This is a genomic window from Pseudoduganella rivuli, assembly GCF_009674485.1.
Lineage (GTDB): Bacteria > Pseudomonadota > Gammaproteobacteria > Burkholderiales > Burkholderiaceae_D > Rugamonas > Rugamonas rivuli_B.
In genome coordinates this window covers 18,277-41,321 of sequence record NZ_WKJJ01000004.1, presented here as the reverse complement: position 1 = coordinate 41,321, position 23,045 = coordinate 18,277, and the positions used below count along the sequence as shown (strand labels likewise).

Below are 23,045 nucleotides of genomic sequence, written 5' to 3'. Positions count from 1 at the left end.
ACGAACGACTACACGATGAACCTGGTGCTGCAAGGCCTGGGTTCCTGCATGCCCGCCCTGGAACGCATTGCCGCGCTGACGGCGCCGCAGCGCATCATCCGCCTTGCCGACAACGCCATCCGCTGCGAAGGCATCACGTATTCCGTGGCGCTGCGCCATACCATCGAAGTGGCGGCCCATGCCGCCCAGCTGGACGCCACCTACATGATGGGCGTGCACAAACTCGACGAATTCCACCTGGTGGCGATGGACATGGATTCCACGCTGATCACCATCGAATGCATCGATGAAATCGCCGACATGCAGGGTTTGAAGCCGCAAGTGGCGGAAATCACGGAAGCGGCCATGCGCGGCGAACTGGATTTCTCGGCCAGCCTGCGCAAGCGCGTGGCGCTGCTGAAAGGGCTGGACGCGTCGGCGCTGGAGCGCGTCTACAACGAACGCCTGCAATTGTCGCTGGGTGCGGAAGCCATGCTGGCCGCCGTGCAGGCGGCCGGCCTGAAAACCCTGCTGGTATCGGGCGGCTTCACGTTCTTCACGAAGCGCCTGAAAGAACGCCTGGGCCTGGACTTCACGTTGGCCAATGAACTGGAAATCATCGATGGCAAGCTGACGGGCCAGGTGCTGGGTGAAATCGTCGACGCCGACGTCAAGAAGCGCACCGTCGAACATGTGTGTGCATCGCTTGGTATCTCCACGTCGCAAGCCATCGTCATGGGCGACGGCGCCAATGACCTCAAAATGATGAGCGTGGCCGGCATGTCGGTGGCGTTCCGCGCCAAGCCGGTCGTGCGCGAGCAGGCCAGCGTGGCGTTGAATTTCGTGGGCCTGGATGGCATCCTGAACCTGCTGGCGTAACGCAGGTTATTCATACGCGGCCAGCCGCTTCTGTTCCTGGGCGCTGAAACCCGCGTCGCGCAACTGTTGCAGCGCCAGCGCATCGCCCTGCGGCAGCTGGCGCCGTTGCTGCAGGTAAGCGGCGATGCGGGCTTGCCACTGCGCCTGTTCCCGGTCCAGTTCCGCCAGCCGGGCCGCCGCTTCCGGCGTGAATGCCGCGGCGCGGGCCCGGTACACCTCATTGTCGCCCGCGCCCTGCGCCCGCATGTGCGCCACCGAACTTTCCACTTTCATGATGGCAACGGGCGCGTCGCGCTGCGCCCGCTGTTCCGGCGTCATCGCGGCATCGAGCTGCGCCAGTTTTTCCTGCCGTTGCAGCGCGGATAATTGCTTGTCCTGGGTGACTTCCAGCCGCGCCAGCGCCTGGGCGTCGTACGCGTCGGCCGCGCCGAACAGGCCCGCGATTTCCCGCCCGGTAAAATACTCCTTGCGCAGTTTCAGCATGGCGTCGCGCCGCGCCCGTGCGCTGGCCAGCAAGTCCTTGCCGGGCTTGAGCCCGGCTTCCAGCGTCGCCAGCGCGGTCTTGTACTCGAGGTATTTACCCAGCAAGACCTTGGCCTGACGTGCTGCCGCCGGCGCCAGCCGCCGCTCCAGTTCCCGCTCGATTTCCGCCCGGATCGCGTCCAGTTCGCGCTCGCCCAGCCCCGCCAGGTAGTAATCGAACAGGTAGCCCAGTTCCGCATCGACCACCAGTTGCCGGGCCGCGTCCTCGCGCACGTCGCCGTCCGGCCGCGTCCCTTCCATCGACCGCACGAACGGCGCCGCGGCTGGCGGTTTGGCCGCCACGGGCAACGGCGCCGGCTCCTGCCGCTGCGCCAGCCACAGGGCGCCCGCCAGCGCCAGCACGGCGCCGGCCATCAGCTTGCCGTTCATCGCTTACAGCCCCAGCCCTTGCAGGCGGTTCGCATGTTGCCGGTACAAGGTCAGCGGATTGGTTTCAAAGATGTTGGTGAGACCAAACATCTGGTTCACTTCGTCCAGGTGGTTCAGCTTGTAGTTGTCGCGGATGACTTTACCCAGGTGCGTGGAACAGGTGGCCACCAGGCCATCGTTGGGTTCGCCATTGAAGGCCTGGGTCGTCAGCAGGAAATGCAGGTCGACCACGTCCAGCGGGTTGGTCAGGATTTTCGCGCCGCTCCACGAGAAATAGTAAATGCCACCAACCTGGTAAGCGCCTTCGCCACACGCGCTGGTGGGAATGCCCTGCGGATGTTGCGCATTGAACGCCAGCGAACCGGCCGTGCTCAGCGATTGCACCGCGCCGTGCGCATCCTGCGGCAAGGTGGGATCGCCGCCCAGCGTGCTCATCAGCGCGGAAAATGCTTCGACCACCGTGTACGCGGCTTCCGGCGCCGCACCGATCAGCACGTCCGCCACCTTGGAACCTTTATTGACGCCGCCGACACCGGTCACGGACGCCACCAGGTCGGGCCGCACGGAGGCCACGTAACGGGCGGTGGGGCTGCCATGGCTGTGGCCGATCAAATTCACCTTCGCCGCGCCCGTGACGGCGAGGATTTGCTGCACCTGGGTCAGCAATTGCTCGCCCCGCACTTCGGTGGAATTCGTCGCCGACACCTGCACCAGGTAGACATTGGCGCCGCCGCTGCGCAAGGCGTTGGCCACGCCGTAGAAATAGTCATAGGAGCCGATGCTGTCAAAGCCGAACAAGCCGTGCACCAGCACGATCGGATACCTGGTTTGCGTATAGCCGGCGGCATGGCTGGCGACAGGGAACCACGACAAGGCGAACAATGTAATCAAGGTCAGCAGTAATTTTTTCATTCACATACTCCCAGGAAACGCCGCAGGCCCCGCGCCGGAAAAGCGATAAATAAAATATAACATTGCGGTTTCAACTTTCCGGGCCGCACGATTGCTTTGCGCGATGCTGTTGTATTTATGGCCATATGCCCATTGCCCTGGACAACACCATCGCAAACACCAGCAGATCTTTGGAAATATTGTTAAAATCTACACAACGAATTTGATTTCACGCAGCGGGAGATTGTCATGGCTTCGGAACTGGTAATGGATGGACAGGTGGCGTCGGCAAAGAACACGGCATGGTGGCTGTACATCATCCATGCCGTGAGTTTCGTGTTTTCGCTGGGGGCGTTTTCCTTCATCCCGCTGATCATTAATTACGTCAAACGGCCGGAAACCGCCGGCACGTTCGTCCACAGCCACCATAGCTGGCAAATCCGCTCGTTCTGGTGGTACCTGGTCTGGATGGTGATCGGCGGCGCCCTGTGGATCACCATCATCGGCATTCCGCTGGCCATCGTGATCTGGTGCGGTGCGTGGCTGTGGAAGGCTTACCGGCTGATCAAGGGCCTGGTCGACCTGAATGAAAACCGTGCGATGCCATGAAGCTTGATCGAAGATAATATTTCCATCTGGAAATGGCCTACGCTGGTTCCAGTGCATCGCCGGAGGAGGAATGAACCATGATCAATCCCGTCCCGAATTTCGTGGCCAGGTCGCGTCCCAGCTGGGTGGCTGGCCAACTCTATGCGCATCACCACCAGTTCGCCGCGCATAACCGCGCCGACCTGAAAACCCGCATGGAAAAGATGGCGAACGCCGCGTCCGCCTTCCCATTCTTCCGCGCCACCGCGCATTTGTTTTACCTGGATATGGCGACCCACCCGTCCGCCTTCACGACGGAGCACACCGCGTATACATGGTTGACGGGCGACGCCCATATCGGCAACTTTGGCGCCCGCCGCGACAGCAGCGGCACCGCCGTGTTCGGCATCGCGGATTTCGATGAAGGTTACCTGGGGCAATACATCTGGGACTTGCGCCGCCTGGCCGCCAGCATGGTGTTGCTGGGCCGGCAAAACCATATTGCCGACGGCGGCATAACCGCCTCCATCCAGGCGCTGGCCGGCGCTTATGAAGACCGCATGGCGAGCTTCCGCGGCAACCGCGGCGAACTGCCGTTCCGGCTGACCGAAGACAATACCAGTGGCGTGGTGCAGGACACGATCCGCCGCGCCGCACAAGCGGATGTCACCCGCCTGCTGGATAAATACACGGAGCGCAACGAAGGCGGCCTGCGCCGGTTCGTCGAAGCGCACGAAGACCTGGCGCCCGTCTCGTCCGGCACGCGCGGCGCCCTGCTGGCCGCGATGGATAATTACGCGGCATCGATTCCGCCGGCCATCCGCCAGGGTCCCGCGTTTTATAACGTGATGGATGTGCGCCAGCGGCTGGGCGCCGGCATGGGCAGCCTGGGCAAAATGCGCTGGTATCTACTGTTGCAAGGCAATGACGACCAGGTTTTACTGGAAGTCAAACAGGCGATCCCCAGCGCCGTGACTGGCGCGGGTGGCCCCGCCATGGCGCCGGAATGGTATGGGGGCCACGAAGGTTGCCGCACGGCGCGTACACAGCGCGCGCACCAGGTCGATCCCGACCCCATGAATGGCTGGACCATGGTGGAAGGCATGCATTGCTACGTGCACGAGAAGGCGGGCAATGACCGGGATTTCGAGCCGCAGGATTTGACGACGGCGGGCAAGCTGGAAAATGCAGCCCGCTATCTCGGCATCGCGCTGGCTTCGGCCCACGTGCTGGCGGACCAGGATGCCGACATCGAAACCGGCCGGTACAGTATCGACAAGCACATCACAGAATTGCTTGGCAGCAGTAGCAGTTTCCAACAAGAACTAGTATCCTTTGCTTACGGCTACTCCGTACAGGTGGAGCTGGACTGGCAGGCATTCCGAGACGCCAGGCGGGCAGGAACAGCACTCTATTGAAGGACGGAGGGCGACATGGGCACCTCATTCACGACGACACTCTTGACAGCATTGGCAGCAACGATTGCGCTCGGCAATACCGCCAGCGCGGCCGGCGCGGACGACATCATTTGTCCCGCCACCATCCTGGCGTCCACCGCCGTGACCACGGCGGAAGGCTGGGAACCTGTCGGCGGCGCCGCCGAATTCCGGCTGGAACAAACCCAACTGTATGTCGGCAATCCCGCCGACGACCGCCCGTTGCCGCCGGAAGCCGATTCCGGCGACGAACCGCGCTGGCGCCTGTCCGCCAACAAGCAGGGCGAAACATGGGTAGGCTGTACCTACAGCAATACCACAGTGGTACTGGCGCGCAAACTCGATCCGCGCCTGACGCAATGCGTCGTCAAACGCGAGACGGTGGAGCGCCAGGGCAAAGGGACTGACAGTCACACGGTCGAACTGCAACCCGCCATCACGTGTAATTGAATGATGTAATTGCGGGGCCGCTTGACCGCCCCGCATGATTACATCTTGGCCAGCGCCTGCGTGATATCGGCAATCAAATCGTCCGGGTCTTCCAGGCCGATATTGAACCGCACCAGCACGCCGCCATGCAGCCAGTTCCTGCGCATGGCCTGGATGCGGTAAGGCACTGCCAGGCTGTTGGCTCCTCCCCAGCTGTAGCCGATCCCGAATAATTTCAGTTCATCGACGAAGCGGTCGGTCTGCTCTTCCGTGTAACGGGGATCGAACAGCACGGAAAACAAGCCGCCCGCCCCATTGAAGTCGCGCTTCCACGTCGCGTGGCCCGGGCAATCTTCCAGTGCCGGATGCAGCACCTTGCTGATTTCCGGCCGCGCCTTCAACCATTCGGCAACTTTGCGCGCGCCCCGGTCATGCGCTTCAAAGCGCAATTTCATCGTGGGCAAGCCGCGCAGCACCAGGTACGTATCGTCGGCGCCGACGCCCATCCCCAACCGCATGTGCGCCATGGCGATGCGATCCTGGATCGCGCGGTCGCGCGTAATCACGGCGCCCATCAGGACGTCGGAACCGCCCGACTGGTACTTGGTCAGCGCCTGCATGACGATGTCGACGCCCATGTCGAACGCGCGCAGCGCCAGCCCGGCCGACCACGTGTTATCCAGCGCCACCAGCGCCCCCTTCGCATGGGCCGCCGCGCATATGGCCGGCAAGTCCGGCACTTCCATCGACACCGAGCCCGGCGCCTCCGTCCACACCAGCTTGGTGTTGGGCTGGATCAATTCCGCAATCCCCGCTCCCACCAGCGGGTCGTAATAACGGGCCGTGACACCGAAATCCGCCAGCCACTTGCCCAGTTCGCGGTTCGGGTTGTAGACGTTATCGGGCAGCAGCACATCGTCGCCGCTTTTCAGCAGCGCAAAGTCGACCATGGCGATGGCCGCCAGGCCGCTGGGCGCCAGCAGGCAATACAAGCCCCCTTCGATCTCGGCCAGCCGCGCTTCCAGGGTGAACGTGGTGGGCGTGCCGTGCAAGCCATAGGTGTACGCGTTCTTTTCCTTCCACTCGCCCGAACGCAACGCCGCCACGTTCTTGAACAGCACGGTCGACGCGTGGTGGATCGGCGTCGGAAAAGCGTCGAAGCCGGACGGGGCTTCGTAATCGGTGTGGATCAGGGAGGTCTGGATGGATTTTTTGTCGGTCATGGCTCGCGGATAAAAAAAGGCGGGATGCGCGTTATGCGCTCCCGCCCTGATTCTACTTCGATTCAGGCAGCTTTATGCCTCGCCCCACAGGTCGTGGGCGTCAGCGCGCGTGACTTCCACGTCGACGAATTGCCCCACCACGAGTTTCTTGTGCGGTTCAAACGGTTTCTTCACGTAGACGACGCCGTCGATTTCCGGCGCATCGGCGGCGGAACGGCCCTTGGCGCCGCTAGGCGTCAGTTCGTCGATCAGTACCTTGATGGTCTTGCCGACTTTCGCCTGCAAGCGCTTGCGGGAAATTTCTTCCTGCAGCAGCATCACGCGGCCACGGCGCTCTTCGCGCACTTCTTCCGGCACGGGATTGTCCAGCGCATTGGCGGTCGCGCCTTCCACCGGGGAATAAGCGAAGCAGCCCAGGCGGTCGATCTGCGCTTCCTTCAGGAAGTCCAGCAGGTATTCGAATTCGCTTTCCGTCTCGCCGGGGAAGCCGGCGATGAAGGTCGAGCGGATCGTCAGGTCCGGGTTCATGGCGCGCCAGGCCTGGATGCGGTCCAGGTTTTTTTCGCCGCTGGCCGGGCGCTTCATGCGCTTCAGCACGTCCGGGTGCGCATGCTGCAGCGGGATGTCCAGGTAGGGCAGCAGGTTTTCGCCCATCAGCGGGATCACCTGGTCCACGTGCGGGTATGGATACACGTAGTGCATGCGCACCCATGCGCCATATTGTTTGGCCAGCTGCGACAGCGCTTCGGCCAGTTGCGTCATGTGGGTCTTGATCGGACGGCCGTTCCAGAAACCGGAGCGGAACTTCACGTCCACACCGTAGGCCGACGTATCCTGCGAAATCACCAGCAATTCCTTGACGCCGGACTTGAACAGGTTTTCCGCTTCCAGCATCAGTTCACCGATCGGACGCGACACCAGGTCGCCGCGCATCGACGGGATGATGCAGAAGCTGCAGCGGTGGTTGCAGCCTTCGGAAATCTTCAGGTACGCATAGTGTTTCGGCGTCAGCTTGACGCCCTGGGGCGGCAGCAGGTCGATGAACGGTTCGTGCGGCTTCGGCAAGTGGTGGTGCACTTCCTGCATCACTTCGCCCAGCGCGTGCGGGCCTGTCACCGCCAGCACTTTCGGGTGAATGGACTTGATCAGGTCATTGCCTTCGCCGTCTTTCTTGGCGCCCAGGCAGCCGGTCACGATGACTTTGCCGTTTTCCGCCAGCGCTTCGCCAATCGCATCCAGCGATTCCTGCACGGCGGCATCGATGAAGCCGCACGTGTTGACGATCACCAGGTCGGCGCCATCATACGATTTGGCGGTCTCGTAACCCTCGGCGCGCAGCTGGGTCAGGATCTGTTCGGAATCGACCAGCGCTTTCGGGCAACCGAGCGAGACGAATCCGACTTTCGGCGCGGCCCCGGATGGGGTGGCAGCGGCCTGTTTGTCCTTGGAAATACGGGAAATTTCGTGCATGGGGAATCACTATCGAAAATTGGAGCGAATCTGCCATTATAGCGTATTCCCCTCCGCTCCCCGCCATCCCCAGCCCCCCCGTCATTGCATTTAGTAAAACTTATGTGTTATATAACCAAAGTAATATATTTTTGGTTACATAACCCATTTCGAAAGAATCAACAATGAGCAATGTCAAAAAATGGTCAGCCGAGTTCCTCGGCACGTTCTGGCTGACGCTGGGTGGCTGCGGCAGTGCCGTACTGGCGGCGGCATTTCCCCAGGTCGGCATCGGCCTGCTGGGCGTGTCGCTGGCCTTCGGCCTGACAGTGCTGACCGGCGCGTATGCGCTGGGCCCGATTTCCGGCGGCCACTTCAATCCCGCCGTATCGATCGGCCTGGTGGTGGGCAAGCGTTTTTCCGCCGCTGAACTGCCCGGCTACATCGCCTCCCAGGTACTGGGCGCCATCGCGGCCGCCGCCGTGCTGTTCCTGATCGTTTCCGGCAAGGCCGGCTTTACCGGCGTGGGCGGCTTCGCGTCGAACGGCTATGGCAGCAACTCCCCTGGCGGCTTCAGCATGGTGTCCGTGCTGGTGTGCGAGGTCGTCATGACGGCCATCTTCCTGATCGTGATCCTGGGCGCCACGTCCAAGCGCGCGGCCGGCGGCTTTGGCGGCCTGGCGATCGGCCTGTGCCTGACCTTGATCCACCTGGTGTCGATCCCGGTCTCGAATACGTCCGTCAATCCGGCCCGCAGCACGGGCCCGGCCCTGTTTGCACAAACCGGCGCCATGGGTGACTTGTGGCTGTTCTGGGTGGCGCCGATTGTCGGCGCCATCCTTGGCGCGGTGATCTACAACGCGCTGCTCGATAACGACTGAGCCGACTGAGCCCGGCCATGAAAAACGGCCGGGCCTTTTCCTTGCGACAGCGACTGAAAATCCGCGACTGATGCAAAAATGCGTCAGGCGGTAACCGTGGTGTGTAGTACAATTAATCCAAGTCAAGATTTTCCTAAGGGAAAAAATACCTTGCTCAGCATGCACACAAACCACGCCTCGCTTGCCGCCATCAACGCGGCCGGCCGCTCTCAGCGCTTGCTGAGCGTGTCGAACGAGCGACTCGCGACCGGTTACCGGATCAACTCAGGCCAGGACGACGCCGCCGGCCTGCAAATCGCCACGCGCCTGCATGCGCAAAACGCAGGCATGAAAATGGCGATGCGTAATACGCAGAATTCCATTTCCAAGCTGCAAACCATGGATTCCGTGCTGGAAGGCTTGAACCGTTCCATGTTCCGCATGCAGGAACTGGCCACGCAGGCAGCCGACGCCAGCTATACGGACGCCGACCGCGAAGCCATGCAGGTCGAATACGATGAGCTGGGCAAGCAGAATGAACGCCTGGTGAAGGAAGACTTGCTGTACGGTGAAAACGGTTTGCTGACCGGTAAAGCCGCCAACGATTTCATCACCCGCTTCCAGTTCGGCGCCACCGCCGAGGAAAGCACGCAATACCAGTTCGAAACCCTATACAACAATGCGCTGGATGCGACCCGCAACACGTCCGGCGTGAATGTGCCCTACCAGGTGGTGTTGCCGGGCAATATCATTGAAACCCGGGTCACCGATACCGGCGCGGAATTGTTGAGTTCGGGCGGCGCGAATGCCGTGATGGGCCGCATCAATACCGCCATCAACCTGGTGGCGCAATCCCGCTCGGAACTGGGCGCGCTGATCAACCGCCTCGACCACACGTTCAACAACCTGCAAACCGCGGTGGAAAACGGCCAGGCGTCGGAAGGCCGTTTCATGGATGCGGATTTTGCCGATGAAACCGCGAATGCGACGGTGCAATTGATGCTGCTGCAATCAAGCACCGCGATGATGCGCAAGAGTAATGTGACGCCCGCGCTGGTGATTTCACTGCTGCAGTAACAGGCACTGAAGAGTACGGAAAGAAAAAGCCGGGTTTTCAAACCCGGCTTTTTTTTATTTCTTGTCCGTCGGCGGCACCACCGGATTCATGAACGGGAATGCGCTGAACAGCGACTTGCTCTGGTTTTGCATTTGTTCCTGCATTTGCACGAACAGGGTTTTACTCTGGTCGATGTAATTATTCATCATGCCCTGCATGATCGGTCCCTGTACGTTCATAAACTGGGACCACATTTCCGGGCTGAACGGTTTGCCATCGAGCGTGGCGCTGGTGAATTTACGCTGGATATCGGTGAATGCCTCGACATTCTTTTCCAGGTACGAACCCATCATCCCCTGCATGGCGTGGCCATAATAGCGAATGATTTGCGCCAGCACGCCGGTGGAAAACATCGGCACGCCACTGGCTTCTTCTTCCAGAATGATTTGCAGCAGGATACTGCGCGTCAAATCTTCATTCGACTTGGCGTCGACCACGGTGAATTCTTCGTTGTCGAGCACAAGCTGTTTCACATCGGTCAAGGTGATGTAGGAACTGGTTTGCGTGTCGTATAAACGGCGATTAGGGTATTTCTTGATCAAGCGTTCCGCGTTTTTCTTTACACTACTCATCACAAGTTCCATTTTTTGCGCCGCAGCGCGTTCACGGTTATTTTGAAAAAAAAGCGGACCAAGGTCCGCTTTCTTACGTATGCCTCTTGCGCCTATTATAGAGTGAAAAAAACGCGGGTGGCACAGGTTTTCGCGTTGCAACATGATAGCGGCCGCAACGCAACAGCCGGGTGATCCACCCGGCACCCGAAATCAGTCCGCCCGGGCTTTCACATACCGGCCCGGCGCCGCTTCGATTGGCAGATATTTCTTGCTGCCATGCATTTTCGGCGCAGGCACATCCTTGCCGCCGTGTTCGGCCAGGAATGCTGCCCACTCACCCCACCAGCTGCCTTTGTGCTCGGTGGCGCCATCGAGCCACGCTTGCGCATCCGGACGCTTGGCGCCCTTCTTCGGCGCGGCATCGTTGCTCCAATAGCTGCGCTTGTTTTTCGACGCCGGATTGATGACACCCGCGATGTGACCGGAGGCGCCCAGGATGAAGCGGTTATTCTTCGGCTTTTTCGGATTCAGGATGTCGTTCGATGCATAAGCGGCCGCCCACGGCACGATATGGTCTTCGCGCGACGCGTAAATAAATGCCGGCGCATCGATGGCGGACAAGTCGACTTTTTCACCGGCCACGGTCAATTTACCCGGGTGCTTCAGGTTATTTTCCAGGTAGGTATTGCGCAGGTACCAGCAGAACATCGGGCCCGGCAAATTCGTGCTGTCCGAATTCCAGTACAGCAAATCGAATGGCGGCGGCTCGTTACCCTTCAGGTAATTCGACTGCACGTAATTCCACACCAGGTCGTTCGGACGCAGGCTGGAGAACGTGGTCGCCAGGTCGCGGCCCGGCATCAGGCCGCCCGCCTTCAGGGTTTGCTCGCGCAACGCCACTTGCGTCTCGTCGACAAACACGCTCAGCACACCGGTATCGGCAAAGTCCAGGAACGTGGTCAGCAGGGTCACGCTGGCGGCAGGATGTTCGCCACGCGCCGCCATGACGGCCAGCGACGTACCGGTCAACGTGCCACCCACGCAGAAGCCCAGGATATTCATCTTGTCCTGGCCGGAGATTTCCTGCACCAGGTGCACGGCGTTGATCACGCCGCGGTCGACATAATCGTCCCACGTGGTTTTCGCCATCGACTGGTCCGGATTGCGCCACGAAACCAGGAACACGGTATTGCCCTGCTCCACCGCATAGCGCACCAGCGAATTTTCCGGCTGCAAATCCAGGATATAGAACTTGTTAATGCAAGGCGGCACCAGCAGCAATGGACGCTCGTGCACGGTTTCCGTGGTCGGCGTGTATTGAATCAGCTGGAACAAGTCGTTTTCATACACCACCTGGCCCGGGGTATTGGCCAGGTTTTTGCCCACTTCGAAGGCCGATTCATCGGACAGCGAAATATGGCCTTTATTCATGTCGGCCAGCATATTCGCCAGGCCCTTGGTCAGGCTTTCGCCCTTGGTTTCCATCAGCTTTTGCTGGGCTTCCGGATTCGTGGCCAGGAAATTGGCCGGCGACATCGCATCCACCACTTGCTGGACGGCGAAACGGATACGCTGCTGTTGCTGCGGGGCCGCATCGATGGATTCCGCCATGGCGGTCAGGAATTTCGCGTTCAGCAGGTATGATGCGGCATTGAATGCCGTGACCGGATTGCTTTGCCATGCCGCCGACGAAAAACGGCGGTCCGACACTTCCGGCGATTTACCGCCGATAAAATCCTGCCACAGCGTGGAAAACTGCGCGATATAGTCGTTTTTCAGTTGCTCGATCACGTCAGGCTTGATGGCGGCTCCCGCATCGCGCAGGATCGCCGTCACCGGGTGCGATTGAACTTCGGGCACCATGTTGAACCAGGATTGCCATTGGTTGGGGTCGCTGAACTGCGACATCCAGGCGTTGGCAAAGGCTTGAGGATCAGGCAATTTCATGTTTAAGTCCATTGTCGTGAGTGTTAACCGAGACTGCTTATGTTGCTGATTGCTGTTGCTTGGATCTACGTGGTAGCGCTGATGGCGTTTACCGAACCTACTGTCGTTGCCGGCATTATGACGTTTTTAATGTACTGTGTCTTGCCATTAGGAATACTTATTTATATAACTGGCGGAGGCAGACGGCGGCGTCGCCGGGCTGCGTTGGAACGGGAAAATGCTGCAACGCAGCATACTACAAAAACCACCGCTGCGGCTAGCCCTGAAGGAGAAGGAGCGCCAGACTGATCCGGCGCCCGTAAAGGTCAACTGGATTTCTTGATCCAGATCAAACTGGCCTGGCGCCCCGTCGCGCCGTCGCGGCGGTATGAATAAAAACGCCCTGAATTTGACACAGTGCAATATTCGCCGCCGGCAATGCGCGTCACGCCAATCGCATTCAGCAGGCAACGCGCCAGTTTGTAGATATCGGCCAGGTATTTGCCCGGCTTGCCATCGATGGCGCGGAAGGCGGAACGGATCACCTGTTCCATCGCGGCGTCGGCGGCCCGCGCCACGAATGCTTGCAGCACTTCCTCGCCCACTTCGAATTTTGCCGGGCCGATGGCGACGCCCAGCCAGGCCAGGATTTCTTCCGCCCCATCACCGCGCATGGTTTGCACGGTCTGCTCCAGCACGCCGCCAGCCAGGCCGCGCCAGCCTGCGTGGGCCGCGCCGACGATGGTCCCGGCGCTGTCGCAAAACAGCACCGGCAGGCAATCGGCCGTCATGACGGTGCACACGGCGCCGGGACGGCGCGCCACCGCGGCATCGGCTTCGGGAACGTCGCCGGGACGGAGTTTGTCCGCATTGGCCACCGCGACGCCATGCACCTGGCTCATCCAGACGGGCTCTTCCGGCAACACCGCCGTCAGCGCGGCGCGGTTGGCCGCCACGCGGTGCGGCGCGTCGCCGACATGGGTGCCCAGATTGAGGCCGCCGCCGCCCTGCCCGTCGTCATACGGCGCAGGGCTGACACCGCCGCGGCGCATCGTCATCAACGCGCCCACGGTGGCGGGCAGTTCCGGCCAGTCGGGCGGCGCCCAACCGGGCGCCTCCAGGCCGTTACATGCGGATGATTTCAACTTCGTGCTCGTCGTCATCGTCGTCATCGTCGTCATGGCCGAAGTCGTAGTCATAGGTGACTTCCTCTTCTTCGGCGCCCACGTCGTTCAGGCCCGGATTGTCAATATCGCATTCGTCCAGCAGCTCGGCGAAATCATCAGCCAGCGGAACGCGCCACTCGACCGCTTCGCCGGTCGCCGGGTGGTTCAGGCCCAGGCGGCGCGCCTGCAATGCCTGGCGCGGGAAGTAATGCGTCAAGTGCGCCTTGCCGTACACCTGGTCGCCGATCAGCGGGAAACCGATGTGCGACATGTGCACGCGGATCTGGTGGGTGCGGCCCGTTTCCAGGCGGCACTGCACCAGGCTGACCGGACGGTCATCCAGCGTACCCGATTGAATCCGTTCGTAGCGCGTGATCGCGGGTTTCGACCCCATCATGTTCGACACGGCCATTTTCACGCGGTCGCGCGGATGGCGGCCCATCGACAAATTGATGGTGCCGGTCAGTTGCGGCGTGCCCCAGACCAGGCACCAGTATTCGCGCTTGACGGTACGCGCTTGCAACTGGCGCACCAGTTCCGTTTGCGCCGCCAGCGTCTTGCCCACCACCATCAGGCCGGACGTATCCTTGTCCAGGCGGTGCACGATACCGGCGCGCGGCACGCCGCGCAGCGCCGGGCAATGGTGCAGCAGCCCGTTCAGCAGCGTGCCCGACCAGTTGCCGGACCCCGGGTGGACGACCAGGCCGGCCGGCTTGTTGACGACAATCAGGTGGTCGTCTTCGAAGACGATGTCCAGGTCCATCGGTTCCGCTTTGAAAGCTTCCGTTTCCTGGTCCGGCTGCGGCAGGATCACGACTTTTTCGTCGCCATACACGGTGGCGCGGATTTTGGCGGACTTGCCGTCGACCGTGACGAAGCCTTCTTCGATCCACATTTGCAGGCGGCCGCGCGAGAATTGCGGCACCAGTTTGGAGATCACTTTGTCGAGGCGTTCGCCGCAAACTTCAGGCCCCAGCTGCAGCTCGATGGGCGCCAGCGGATCACCGGCCTCGTCTTCAGGCAGGAAGTCATCAGTGTCGGCGTCAAATTCATTATTGTTTAAAGTCACAGCATTCCCATCGGCTATAATCAGCCAGTTGTATCAAATTTGGTTAAACGTTCTTGCGAAACAACATGCAAAAAAAATTATCGGTAATTGCAGCAACCGTAGTACTGCTTGGCTTATCCGCGTGTAGTTTGCTGCCGGAGAAGGCGGATGAAACCAAAGGCTGGTCCGCGACGAAATTATACTCGGAGGCCATGGAGGAATTGGAAGGTGGCCATTACGAGCGTGCCGTTCAATTGTTCGAAAGGCTGGAATCGAGCTATCCATTCGGTACGTACGCGCAGCAGGCACAGATGAATATCGCCTACGCCCAGTACAAGGCGCAAGACCAGGCGCAGGCACTGGCCGCCGTCGAACGCTTCATCAAGCTGCACCCGAACCACGCAAACGTCGACTACATGTATTACCTGCGGGGCTTGATCAATTTTAACGATCAAATCAGCTTCCTGAATTTTATTTACGAGCAAGACCCGTCCGAGCGTGACCCGAAAGCCACGCGCGAAGCGTTTGCCGCGTTCAAGGCGCTGGTGGAAAAGTTCCCCAACAGCCAGTACACGCCGGATGCGCTGGACCGCATGAAATACCTGATCAATGCCATGGCGTCCTATGAAGTGCACGTGGCGCGTTATTACTACCGCCGTGGCGCTTACCTGGCCGCCATCAACCGCGCCCAGGGTGTGATCGCCGATTACCGCGATTCGCCGGCCATCGAAGAAGCGCTGTTCATCATGATCCGCGGCTACGACAAGATGGGCAACAAGCAATTGCACGACGATGCGCTGCGCGTTTTCAAGCAAAACTATCCTGACAGCAAGTTTCTGAAGGATGGCGGCGACAAGGAAAAAGCCTGGTGGAAATTCTGGGGCTGATTCCCGGGCCGTTACCGCAGAACTATGTGTTAGCGTCGTCCCGTAGGGCGGGTTTGTCAAACCCGCCCTACGCACTCCAGCCTCCCCTTAAGCCTCCGCCACTCGCCGCCTGAACACCCACTTGCGGTCATCCGACGCGTCCGGCACGTACGCATACCCATCCGTATCAAACGCCTTCAACTGCTGCGGATCGTTGACGTGATTAACGGCGGCATAACGGGCCAGCAAGCCGCGCGCGCGTTTCGCGTAAAACGAAATGATCTTGTATTTGCCGTTCTTCCAGTCTTCGAACACGGGCGTGATGACCGGCACTTTCAGCTTCGCCTTGCGCACCGACTTGAAATACTCTTCCGACGCCAGGTTGACCAGTACCCCGGCGCCCTGCTCGTCTACCGTGCGGTTCAGCGCTTCGGTGATGGTATCGCCCCAGAACGCATATAAATCCTTGCCGCGCGGGTTCGACAGGCGCGTACCCATTTCCAGCCGGTGCGGGTGGATCACGTCGAGCGGGCGCAACATGCCGTACAGGCCGGACAGGATGCGCACGCGCGATTGCGTGTAGTCGAGCTGCCCTGGCGTCAGCGTGCGGGCCGCCAGGCCGTCGTAGACGTCGCCATCGAAGGTCATGACGGCAGGCCGGGCTTCGGTCGTATCCTTGGTCCACGATGCATAGCGCGCCACGTTCAGCGCCGACAACGTATCGGAAATATCCATCAGTTCGCCGATCTCCGCCGGCGCGAATTCACGCAAACGGTGAATCAACTGGGAAGAATGGTCGAGAAACTGGGGTTCGGTGCGCAGCGGGGTGGTCGGCGGCGTTTCCAGGTCCAGGCTTTTTGCGGGCGACAGTACTATCAGCATACAATCCAAAAAAACTTACTTAGAATCAAAAATGTCCGACATCATACCCGTTCCATCGAACCAACCCAAATTACCCCGGCGCCTGGTGCTCGATACCAATGTCTGCCTCGACTTGTTCGTGTTCAACGATCCCCGCCGCGCGGAACTGTTGCGTGCGATGGAAAGCGGCGCGGTGGAAGCCATCACGCGCGCCGATTGCCGCGACGAATACCTGGTGGTGCTGCACTACCCCCATTTGCCGCTCGACGACGACAGCCGTCCCGCCTGCGCGGCCCGCTTCGACGCCCTGATCAAGGTGGTGGCGCCGCCCGTGTCCGGTACGCGCCTGCCGGTATGCAGCGACCGCGACGACCAGAAATTCCTGGAACTGGCGCGCGACGCGGGTGCCCACACGCTGATCACGAAAGACAAGGCGCTGCTGAAACTGGCGCGCAAACTGGCGAAAGCCGGCATGTTCCAGATCGTCCAGCCGGACGCGTGGCGCCTGAAAGCTTGATCCCATGGAAAAATAGGCATAAGAGCAACACTTGCACGCGGGATGCTGCGTTAGAATAAGCTTTACGCATCTTTCGCCATCCATCCATGAACAGCCGTCAAATTCCGCCAGTTGCCACCGATACGCCCACCCTGACCACCCGTTTGCCGGCGGTCGGAACAACCGTGTTCACCCGCATGTCGGCGCTGGCACAGGAACATGGCGCCGTCAACCTGGGCCAGGGTTTTCCCGACTTCGCGTGCGACCCGGCCCTGACGGACATGGTGACGGACGCCATGCGCGCCGGCTTCAACCAATACCCGTTCATGACGGGCGCGCCGGTGCTGCGCCATGCGATCGCCAATAAAGTCGCCGCGATCTATGGCTGCCAGTACAACCCGGACACGGAAATCACCGTCACCAGCGGCGCCACCCAGGCGCTGACCACGGCCATCCTGTGCGCCGTGCACCCGGGCGACGAAGTCATCGTCATCGAACCGGCATACGACTCGTACCAGCCCGCCATCGAACTGGCCGGCGGCATTCCCGTCACGGTCGCGATGACGGTCGGTGAACAGGGTTACGCGGTGCCGTGGGACCAGGTGCAGGCCGCCGTGACGGCGAAGACCCGCATGATCCTGATCAACACGCCGCATAATCCCACCGGCGCCGTGCTGCGCGAAGCGGATTTGCAGGCACTGGCCGATATCGTGCGCGGCACGGAAGTGCTGATTTTGTCGGACGAAGTGTATGAACACATGGTGTATGACGGCGCCCGCCACGAATCCGTGTGCCGCCATCCGGAACTGGCGGCGCGGGCCTTTGTCGTCTCCAGTTTCGGCAAGACGTATCACGTCACGGGCTGGAAAATCGGCTATGTGGCCGCGCCGGCGGCGCTGACGGTGGAATTCCGCAAGGTGCACCAGTACAACGTCTTCTCGGTCAATACGCCGATGCAACATGGCATCGCGTCGTACATGGCCGATCCAAAACCGTACCTGGAACTGCCCGCGTTTTACCAGCGCAAGCGTGACCTTTTCCGCAACGGTTTACAGGGCAGCCGCTTCACGTTATTGCCTGCGGACGGGACTTATTTCCAGTGTGTGCGTTATGATGGGATATCGGACATGCGCGAAGCGGAATTCGCCGAATGGCTGACTACGGAAATTAAAGTGGCGGCCATCCCCGTGTCCGCGTTTTACCGGCAAGGCAAGGAATCCGGCATCGTCCGCTTCTGCTTTGCGAAGAAGGACGACACGCTGGCCCTCGCACTGGAGCGGCTGGCGCGCATATAAAAAAAGTGGCCGCCACAAGCAGGCCACGAGGTTGCAGGTTGGGGATGACCATGAATCAATATATCAATAGCCTGAAAGACCTTGTCATGGGCGATACGCCCGCGCCGCAAGCGGCGGCGCCATCGGTGCTGCATGAATTGAATGCGGCAAACCGCCGGCTGGAAAAATTGCTGGTGGACTTGCGCAGCGAGCATAACGCCGAAAGCGAATTGCGCGCCGTCGCGCGCGACGTGATCCGGGCCGTCGAACTGAATCCGGACATCGCACTGGCCTGCATCTTCCTGAACCAGATCAACGGTACCTATGCGGTGCGCCACTGCATCGAAACGGCCATCGTCGCCATCATCGTCGCCAACGGCCTGCGCAAGGCGGACAGCGAGATACTGACCATCACGGCCGCGTCGCTGACGATGAATGTCGGCATGCTGCGTTATCAGAACACGTTCCACAAATCGTCCGCGCTGACCAGCGAAGAAATGTCGATCGTGCGCCGCCACCCGCTGGAGAGCGTGGATTTGCTGCGCGACGCGGGCGTCAGCGACGAAGACTGGATCGCGTGCGTGCTGCAGCACCATGAAAACGATGACGGCACCGGGTACCCGGTCGGCTGTTCCGGCGTGGAAATCCAGCAAAATGCCCGCCTGATCAGCCTGGCGGACCGCTATTGCGCGCAAGTGTCGGCCCGCAACTACCGCTGTTCCGTGTTGCCGGACAAGGCGCTGGCCAGGCTGATGGACGACGAAGAGAAATTCGACGACAAGGCGCTGTGCACGCAATTTGCCGCCGTCGTGGGCAAGTTCCCGCCCGGCACCCTGGTGCGGCTGCAAAATGCGGAAATCGGCGTGGTGACGCAGCGCGACGGCGATGGCGAAGTGCAGGTGCAATGCCTGCGCGACGCTTCCGGCAAGCCGCTGCGCAACGCGTCCGGCATGATCCAGATCGTGCGCCGCTCCACCGAACCGGAATGCGCAATCAGCGAAGCATTGAGCGAGGACCAGGCCGACGTGCGCTTTTCCATGAAACAGATCTGGGGCGAGCAGGCCAGCCTTTGAAAGGCCGCCACCGCCGCTAATACCGATACGGCAAAACCCGTAGGGCGGTTTCCGCAGGAAGCCGCCAAGCCAGCATCAACGCGGCAGCTGCGCCAGCTTCCTTTCCACGAACGACGCCAGTTCCGGCGACAGGCTGCCGCTGGCCTTGGCGCGCTGGTAAGCGTCCGCCGCTTCGCCGTTACGCTTGTCGGCCTGCAGCGAAATTCCCATCCCCATCCACCACACGCCGTTTTGCGGCATCAGGCGCAAGGCGGCCTGGTATTGCTCGACCGCTTCCTTGTGGCGCTGCCCCTTTTGCAGGGCGCCGGCCAGGAATGCCAGGTAATCCGGGTTATTGCCCGCATACGGCAACGTACGCATCAAGGTTTCGACAGCCGGGCCGCCCCGTTCGATTTGCAGGCGGGCCAGCAGCATGGCCATTTGCTGCTGCTTGGGATCGAGGCCCAGCCCCAGTTGCAAATGGCGCATGGCTTCTTCATGGCGCCGCGCTTCCAGCAGCAAGCCCACCAGCGCCTGGCGCGCCGCATCGTGGCGCGGATAGGCAAACACCGCCTGTTCCAGGCTGGCCATGGCGTCCTGCACGCGGCCTTCCTGCAGCGACGCCAGCGCGCGCTTGTACGCGTTCTCACCCTGCTGCTGCGACGTCACGGTGACGCCGGACGTCTCCGCTTCGCGCTGCGGCGCCGCCCTGGCGGCGACGCGCGGTTGCACATGCGCCTGTGCGGCTGGCTGGGTACGCGGCGCCGTCGCGGATTGTTCCGTGGCGCCGGCGGCCAGCGCCTTCGCTTCCGCCTTCGCCGCTTTGGCCTTGCGTTTGGCCTCGGCCAGTTGCTCGGCCAGCGCGGCTTGCCCGGCCGCCTGCGTTTCCCGCGCCGGTTGCAGCTCCCCTTCCCGCTTGCGGCGCGCTTCGATGCGTTCCGCGCGCGCGGCCCGGCTTTCCTCCAGCGCGGCCTGGTCCGGGCCCGGCAGTGCATTGGCGGCAACCGGCGGCGCTGCATTGCCGGCCGCCTTGGCGGGTACAGCTACGGATGCGGGTGCTGGTGCAGGCACCGCCAGCGCGGGATCGAGCGGCTTCGGCGCCTTGAACGGTGGCGGCTTGTGCCACTGGGTCCAGCCATACCAGGCTGTCAGCGCCAGCGCCACCAGCGCAACGCCGGTCCGCACGGCCAGCATCGCTGGCGAACGCGCACCGGACACCGATACCGAACGCACGGACTCGCCGCCCGCCTTCGCCCCGGCGCCGCCGCGCGCATCGAGGTCTTGCAGCATTTTGTTAATCAAGCTCATAGGCCGCCGCTCATTTCACCAGCGCCCACGCCAGGCCACCGCCTGCCGCCAGCAATCCCGCGGCCGCCGCCGCAATCCATGGCCATGCCACCTTGTTGCGCCGCCCGCCGACGGTATCGGAAGCCGCCGCCTGCACGTGCTGCTTGTCCACTTGCTGGCGGCCCTCGCCGTATGCCAGCATCAGCGATTTGTGCGCCATGATATTGACCAGGCGGGGAATGCCGCCCGTGGCCGCATACAGTTTCCGGACGGCCGCGGCTGTGAACAGGCGCCCGCCGGAAAAGCCCGCCACGCGCAGCCGGTGCGCCAGGTAGTAATCGATGTCGTCGCGCGACAAGGCGCCCAGGTGGTAGTGGAACGTGATGCGCTGCGCCAGTTGCCGGATCACGGGACTTTCCAGGTGGGCGTTCAGCTCAGGCTGGCCGAACAGCACGATTTGCAGCAATTTGCGTTTTTCCGTTTCCAGGTTCGTCAGCAGGCGCAGCGCTTCCAGGCTTTCGATGGGAATCGCCTGCGCCTCGTCCAGGCACAGCAGCACTTGCTTGCCTTGCGCCGCCAGTTCGAGCAGGCGGAACGTGATCGACTTCAGCATCTGGTGCTGGTCGACGTCGCGCTCCAGCGTCAGTTCCAGTTCGTCGGCCAGCGCCAGCATCAGCGTGCGCGGCTCCAGGTAGGGATTCGGGATGTAGGCGGTGACGAATTCCTCGCCCAGGGTGGACAGGAATTTGCGGCACAGCAGCGTCTTGCCGGTACCGACCTCGCCCGTGATCTTGATAAAGCCTTCGCCGGTGCGCGCCGCCACCAGCAAGGTGTTCAGCGCTTCCTGCGAATGCGGGCTGGTAAAGAAATAACTGGTGTCGGGCGTGATGGAAAATGGTACTTCACGCAAGCCGAAATGGGATTCGTACATGGCCTTTACCCCTTACTTGCGGGCGCCCTGGCGGCGCGGTTCCAGCTGCTCGATGCGGCGCGCCGCATCTTCCGCATCCTGGCTCCATGCGCCCGGGCCATCGACGATGGTGGGCTTGATCAGCACCACCAGTTCGCGCTTCTGCATTTTCTGGTCGGTATTGCGGAACAGGTTGCCCAGCACCGGCACCCGGTCGGCGCCCGGCACTTGCGAATCGTCCGCCGTCGTGGACTGGCGCATCAGGCCGCCCAGCGCCACGATCTGGCCGTCCAGGCCCCGCACCATGCTGTCCATTTCCGATGTGCTGGACGCCGCCAGCGGCAAGTTCAGCGAACCGGCGCTGCCCAGGTTGACGGTCTTGTTGACGGTGGTGACCTGGCTGACGGACGGGTGCACGTGCAGCATGATGCCGCCCTCGTCATCGATTTGCGGCGTCACGTCCAGCACCACGCCGGAAAAGAACGGCTGCAACGTCACATTCGGGCTGGTGGTGTTGCCGGCCGCCGTATTGTTGGTCGTGGTCGACACGCCCGTCACATAAAATTCGTCGGTGCCGATTTTCAGCACGGCCTTCTGGTTGTTGATGGCGGTAATGCGGGGGCTCGACAGCACGTGCACGGAACCCTGCGACTCCAGGAACGAAATCATGGCCGCGAAATTACTGGTCTGGAACGCCAGGCCGAACAGCGAACCCGCGTTGGCGGCTGCGTTGGCAATGTTAAAGCCCGTGCTGGCGGAAATGCCCGCGGTACCGCCACTGGTCATGGTCGGCGGCTGTCCGCCTGCGAACGGCAGCGGCGCCAGCGAGGTGCCCGGCGACAGGAACCCGCCCGAGACGCGGTTGTCATGCCCGGTCTTGAACGACGCGAACGACGCCCAGTTGATACCGGTCTGGTAACCGCTGTTCAGCTGCACTTCCAGGATCTTCGCTTCCAGGATCACCTGGCGCTCGACCGCCAGACGCGTGGCTTTCAGGTACTGGTCGACGGAACGCAACTGGTCCGGCATTGCGCGCACCACGATCACGCCGGACTGCGGCGAGATCACCACGCTGCGGCCGTCGCCCTGGCCGCCGACCAGCGCTTCCAGCGCGGCCTTCAAATCTTTCCAGAAGTCCGACTCCATCGACGTCGTGACGTTGCTGGCGTCCATCCCCTGCTGGCCCTGCTGCCCCGGCTGGCCGGGCTGGCCGGGCTGGTTATTGTTTTGCTGTAGCTGGTTGTTCTGGCCGCCGCCACTGTTACTGCCACTGCCGCCCGACGTTTGCGCACCGACCGAGCCCACGGACGTCGAGGACACCCGCACATTGGACGTGCCCTTGCGCGTCGCGGTCAGGTAATTGACCTTGAACATGCGCGTCTGCATGGTCAGCGGACGGATATAAATGCGCGTGCCTTCCACCTTGTAATCGTAGCCATACAGTTCGCGGATCGCGTCCAGCGCTTCCATCAACGTCACGTCTTTCAGGTGTGCCGTGATGTTACCCGTGACTTCCGGATGGATCAGCATGTTGTAGCGGGTGCCGGCCACGATGGAATTGAAGAATTGCTGTACCGGGACGTTGTTGAACGAAACATTGAAACGCTCGTCCAGCACGGGGCGCGCTTTCGGCAACTGCGACGCCAGCGTGGGCAGCGGCGGCAACAACGCCGCTTCCACCGCGTCCGGTGCGGCTGCCGCAGTTGGCGCCCTGGCGGTGGCCGTGCGCATTTCCTTGCCGATCGCATCGTAGGTGTCGCGCGTGGAAGGGGTCTGGCAACCGGCCAGCGCCAGCAATGTGCCCAGCGCGCAGGCCGCCATCGTCAGTTTTTGCATGTTCTT

General features: G+C 61.5%; 22 protein-coding genes. 10 read left to right on the top strand and 12 right to left on the bottom strand.

What is annotated here, in order from left to right:
• Positions 1–15 precede the first annotated feature (15 nt).
• Positions 16–858, top strand: coding sequence for a phosphoserine phosphatase SerB (serB, locus tag GJ700_RS07225; RefSeq protein ID WP_154372739.1), 843 nt, complete (start codon positions 16–18; stop codon positions 856–858).
• A 6-nt stretch (positions 859–864) separates the two neighbouring features.
• Here serB and GJ700_RS07220 read toward each other — a convergent pair whose 3' ends face one another.
• The gene (locus GJ700_RS07220; protein ID WP_154372113.1) at positions 865–1,770 is read right to left on the bottom strand and encodes a lipase secretion chaperone; all 906 of its coding nucleotides are present in this window, start codon (positions 1,768–1,770) and stop codon (positions 865–867) included.
• A 3-nt stretch (positions 1,771–1,773) separates the two neighbouring features.
• Positions 1,774–2,682 carry an esterase/lipase family protein gene (locus GJ700_RS07215; RefSeq protein WP_154372111.1) on the bottom strand — a complete coding sequence of 303 codons (909 nt, stop codon included), beginning with the start codon at positions 2,680–2,682 and terminating at the stop codon, positions 1,774–1,776.
• Positions 2,683–2,910: 228 nt separating this feature from the next.
• Here GJ700_RS07215 and GJ700_RS07210 point away from each other — a divergent pair, with 228 nt between their 5' ends.
• From GJ700_RS07210 to GJ700_RS07200, 3 genes are all read left to right on the top strand, one after another.
• A complete protein-coding gene (locus tag GJ700_RS07210) occupies positions 2,911–3,270 on the top strand; it encodes a DUF4870 family protein (protein WP_154372109.1) in 360 nt (119 codons plus the stop codon).
• A 77-nt stretch (positions 3,271–3,347) separates the two neighbouring features.
• On the top strand, positions 3,348–4,667 hold the full coding sequence (locus GJ700_RS07205; RefSeq protein WP_154372107.1) for a DUF2252 domain-containing protein: 1,320 nt from the start codon (positions 3,348–3,350) through the stop codon (positions 4,665–4,667).
• A 15-nt stretch (positions 4,668–4,682) separates the two neighbouring features.
• Entirely contained in the window at positions 4,683–5,135 is a 453-nt protein-coding gene (locus GJ700_RS07200; protein WP_154372105.1) for an STY0301 family protein, read from the top strand.
• A 38-nt stretch (positions 5,136–5,173) separates the two neighbouring features.
• Here GJ700_RS07200 and GJ700_RS07195 read toward each other — a convergent pair whose 3' ends face one another.
• Positions 5,174–6,337: a cystathionine beta-lyase gene (locus GJ700_RS07195; RefSeq protein WP_154372102.1), complete on the bottom strand. Its 1,164-nt coding sequence runs from the start codon at positions 6,335–6,337 to the stop codon at positions 5,174–5,176.
• A gap of 72 nt (positions 6,338–6,409) precedes the next feature.
• Positions 6,410–7,807, bottom strand: a complete 1,398-nt coding sequence (gene rimO, locus GJ700_RS07190; protein ID WP_154372100.1) for a 30S ribosomal protein S12 methylthiotransferase RimO — start codon at positions 7,805–7,807, stop codon at positions 6,410–6,412.
• A 164-nt stretch (positions 7,808–7,971) separates the two neighbouring features.
• Here rimO and aqpZ point away from each other — a divergent pair, with 164 nt between their 5' ends.
• Positions 7,972–8,667 (top strand): aquaporin Z, encoded by a 696-nt coding sequence (aqpZ, locus tag GJ700_RS07185; protein ID WP_154372098.1) that lies wholly within the window; start codon positions 7,972–7,974, stop codon positions 8,665–8,667.
• A 159-nt stretch (positions 8,668–8,826) separates the two neighbouring features.
• Complete coding sequence (locus GJ700_RS07180) at positions 8,827–9,723, top strand: flagellin N-terminal helical domain-containing protein (protein WP_195763808.1); 897 nt, start codon at positions 8,827–8,829, stop codon at positions 9,721–9,723.
• Between the two features lie 54 nt (positions 9,724–9,777).
• Here GJ700_RS07180 and phaR read toward each other — a convergent pair whose 3' ends face one another.
• The 4 genes from phaR to GJ700_RS07160 form a co-directional block, all read right to left on the bottom strand.
• The gene (gene phaR, locus GJ700_RS07175; protein ID WP_154372094.1) at positions 9,778–10,335 is read right to left on the bottom strand and encodes a polyhydroxyalkanoate synthesis repressor PhaR; all 558 of its coding nucleotides are present in this window, start codon (positions 10,333–10,335) and stop codon (positions 9,778–9,780) included.
• 192 nt (positions 10,336–10,527) lie between these two features.
• Entirely contained in the window at positions 10,528–12,264 is a 1,737-nt protein-coding gene (gene phaC / locus GJ700_RS07170; RefSeq protein ID WP_154372092.1) for a class I poly(R)-hydroxyalkanoic acid synthase, read from the bottom strand.
• 305 nt (positions 12,265–12,569) lie between these two features.
• Positions 12,570–13,301, bottom strand: a complete 732-nt coding sequence (gene pgeF / locus GJ700_RS07165; protein ID WP_229506888.1) for a peptidoglycan editing factor PgeF — start codon at positions 13,299–13,301, stop codon at positions 12,570–12,572.
• 67 nt (positions 13,302–13,368) lie between these two features.
• Complete coding sequence (locus GJ700_RS07160) at positions 13,369–14,478, bottom strand: RluA family pseudouridine synthase (RefSeq protein ID WP_371867864.1); 1,110 nt, start codon at positions 14,476–14,478, stop codon at positions 13,369–13,371.
• Positions 14,479–14,543: 65 nt separating this feature from the next.
• On the opposite strand from GJ700_RS07160, the gene GJ700_RS07155 reads away from it, so the two are divergent.
• Entirely contained in the window at positions 14,544–15,344 is an 801-nt protein-coding gene (locus GJ700_RS07155; protein WP_154372088.1) for an outer membrane protein assembly factor BamD, read from the top strand.
• A gap of 87 nt (positions 15,345–15,431) precedes the next feature.
• On the opposite strand, the gene yaaA is transcribed toward GJ700_RS07155, so the two are convergent.
• The gene (yaaA, locus tag GJ700_RS07150; protein WP_154372086.1) at positions 15,432–16,205 is read right to left on the bottom strand and encodes a peroxide stress protein YaaA; all 774 of its coding nucleotides are present in this window, start codon (positions 16,203–16,205) and stop codon (positions 15,432–15,434) included.
• A 31-nt stretch (positions 16,206–16,236) separates the two neighbouring features.
• Here yaaA and GJ700_RS07145 point away from each other — a divergent pair, with 31 nt between their 5' ends.
• From GJ700_RS07145 to GJ700_RS07135, 3 genes are all read left to right on the top strand, one after another.
• Positions 16,237–16,701 (top strand): putative toxin-antitoxin system toxin component, PIN family, encoded by a 465-nt coding sequence (locus GJ700_RS07145; RefSeq protein ID WP_154372084.1) that lies wholly within the window; start codon positions 16,237–16,239, stop codon positions 16,699–16,701.
• A gap of 86 nt (positions 16,702–16,787) precedes the next feature.
• Positions 16,788–17,975, top strand: a complete 1,188-nt coding sequence (locus GJ700_RS07140; protein WP_154372081.1) for a pyridoxal phosphate-dependent aminotransferase — start codon at positions 16,788–16,790, stop codon at positions 17,973–17,975.
• A 50-nt stretch (positions 17,976–18,025) separates the two neighbouring features.
• The gene (locus tag GJ700_RS07135) at positions 18,026–19,027 is read left to right on the top strand and encodes an HD-GYP domain-containing protein (RefSeq protein ID WP_229506858.1); all 1,002 of its coding nucleotides are present in this window, start codon (positions 18,026–18,028) and stop codon (positions 19,025–19,027) included.
• A 75-nt stretch (positions 19,028–19,102) separates the two neighbouring features.
• On the opposite strand, the gene GJ700_RS07130 is transcribed toward GJ700_RS07135, so the two are convergent.
• Genes GJ700_RS07130 through mshL form a run of 3 tightly spaced genes read right to left on the bottom strand, consistent with a single transcriptional unit; the run spans position 19,103 to position 23,039 of the window.
• The gene (locus GJ700_RS07130) at positions 19,103–20,314 is read right to left on the bottom strand and encodes a tetratricopeptide repeat protein (RefSeq protein WP_154372079.1); all 1,212 of its coding nucleotides are present in this window, start codon (positions 20,312–20,314) and stop codon (positions 19,103–19,105) included.
• A 10-nt stretch (positions 20,315–20,324) separates the two neighbouring features.
• Complete coding sequence (locus GJ700_RS07125) at positions 20,325–21,224, bottom strand: ExeA family protein (RefSeq protein WP_154372077.1); 900 nt, start codon at positions 21,222–21,224, stop codon at positions 20,325–20,327.
• Between the two features lie 12 nt (positions 21,225–21,236).
• Complete coding sequence (mshL, locus tag GJ700_RS07120; RefSeq protein WP_154372075.1) at positions 21,237–23,039, bottom strand: pilus (MSHA type) biogenesis protein MshL; 1,803 nt, start codon at positions 23,037–23,039, stop codon at positions 21,237–21,239.
• Positions 23,040–23,045: the final 6 nt, after the last annotated feature.

Coding starts and splice junctions, on each gene's coding strand:
- serB (WP_154372739.1), top strand. CDS start 16: ATGAACCTGGTGCTGCAAGGCCTGGGTTCCTGCATGCCCGCCCTGGAA.
- GJ700_RS07220 (WP_154372113.1), bottom strand. CDS start 1,770: ATGAACGGCAAGCTGATGGCCGGCGCCGTGCTGGCGCTGGCGGGCGCC.
- GJ700_RS07215 (WP_154372111.1), bottom strand. CDS start 2,682: ATGAAAAAATTACTGCTGACCTTGATTACATTGTTCGCCTTGTCGTGG.
- GJ700_RS07210 (WP_154372109.1), top strand. CDS start 2,911: ATGGCTTCGGAACTGGTAATGGATGGACAGGTGGCGTCGGCAAAGAAC.
- GJ700_RS07205 (WP_154372107.1), top strand. CDS start 3,348: ATGATCAATCCCGTCCCGAATTTCGTGGCCAGGTCGCGTCCCAGCTGG.
- GJ700_RS07200 (WP_154372105.1), top strand. CDS start 4,683: ATGGGCACCTCATTCACGACGACACTCTTGACAGCATTGGCAGCAACG.
- GJ700_RS07195 (WP_154372102.1), bottom strand. CDS start 6,337: ATGACCGACAAAAAATCCATCCAGACCTCCCTGATCCACACCGATTAC.
- rimO (WP_154372100.1), bottom strand. CDS start 7,807: ATGCACGAAATTTCCCGTATTTCCAAGGACAAACAGGCCGCTGCCACC.
- aqpZ (WP_154372098.1), top strand. CDS start 7,972: ATGAGCAATGTCAAAAAATGGTCAGCCGAGTTCCTCGGCACGTTCTGG.
- GJ700_RS07180 (WP_195763808.1), top strand. CDS start 8,827: ATGCACACAAACCACGCCTCGCTTGCCGCCATCAACGCGGCCGGCCGC.
- phaR (WP_154372094.1), bottom strand. CDS start 10,335: ATGAGTAGTGTAAAGAAAAACGCGGAACGCTTGATCAAGAAATACCCT.
- phaC (WP_154372092.1), bottom strand. CDS start 12,264: ATGAAATTGCCTGATCCTCAAGCCTTTGCCAACGCCTGGATGTCGCAG.
- pgeF (WP_229506888.1), bottom strand. CDS start 13,301: ATGACGATGCGCCGCGGCGGTGTCAGCCCTGCGCCGTATGACGACGGG.
- GJ700_RS07155 (WP_154372088.1), top strand. CDS start 14,544: ATGCAAAAAAAATTATCGGTAATTGCAGCAACCGTAGTACTGCTTGGC.
- yaaA (WP_154372086.1), bottom strand. CDS start 16,205: ATGCTGATAGTACTGTCGCCCGCAAAAAGCCTGGACCTGGAAACGCCG.
- GJ700_RS07145 (WP_154372084.1), top strand. CDS start 16,237: ATGTCCGACATCATACCCGTTCCATCGAACCAACCCAAATTACCCCGG.
- GJ700_RS07140 (WP_154372081.1), top strand. CDS start 16,788: ATGAACAGCCGTCAAATTCCGCCAGTTGCCACCGATACGCCCACCCTG.
- GJ700_RS07135 (WP_229506858.1), top strand. CDS start 18,026: ATGAATCAATATATCAATAGCCTGAAAGACCTTGTCATGGGCGATACG.
- GJ700_RS07130 (WP_154372079.1), bottom strand. CDS start 20,314: ATGAGCTTGATTAACAAAATGCTGCAAGACCTCGATGCGCGCGGCGGC.
- GJ700_RS07125 (WP_154372077.1), bottom strand. CDS start 21,224: ATGTACGAATCCCATTTCGGCTTGCGTGAAGTACCATTTTCCATCACG.
- mshL (WP_154372075.1), bottom strand. CDS start 23,039: ATGCAAAAACTGACGATGGCGGCCTGCGCGCTGGGCACATTGCTGGCG.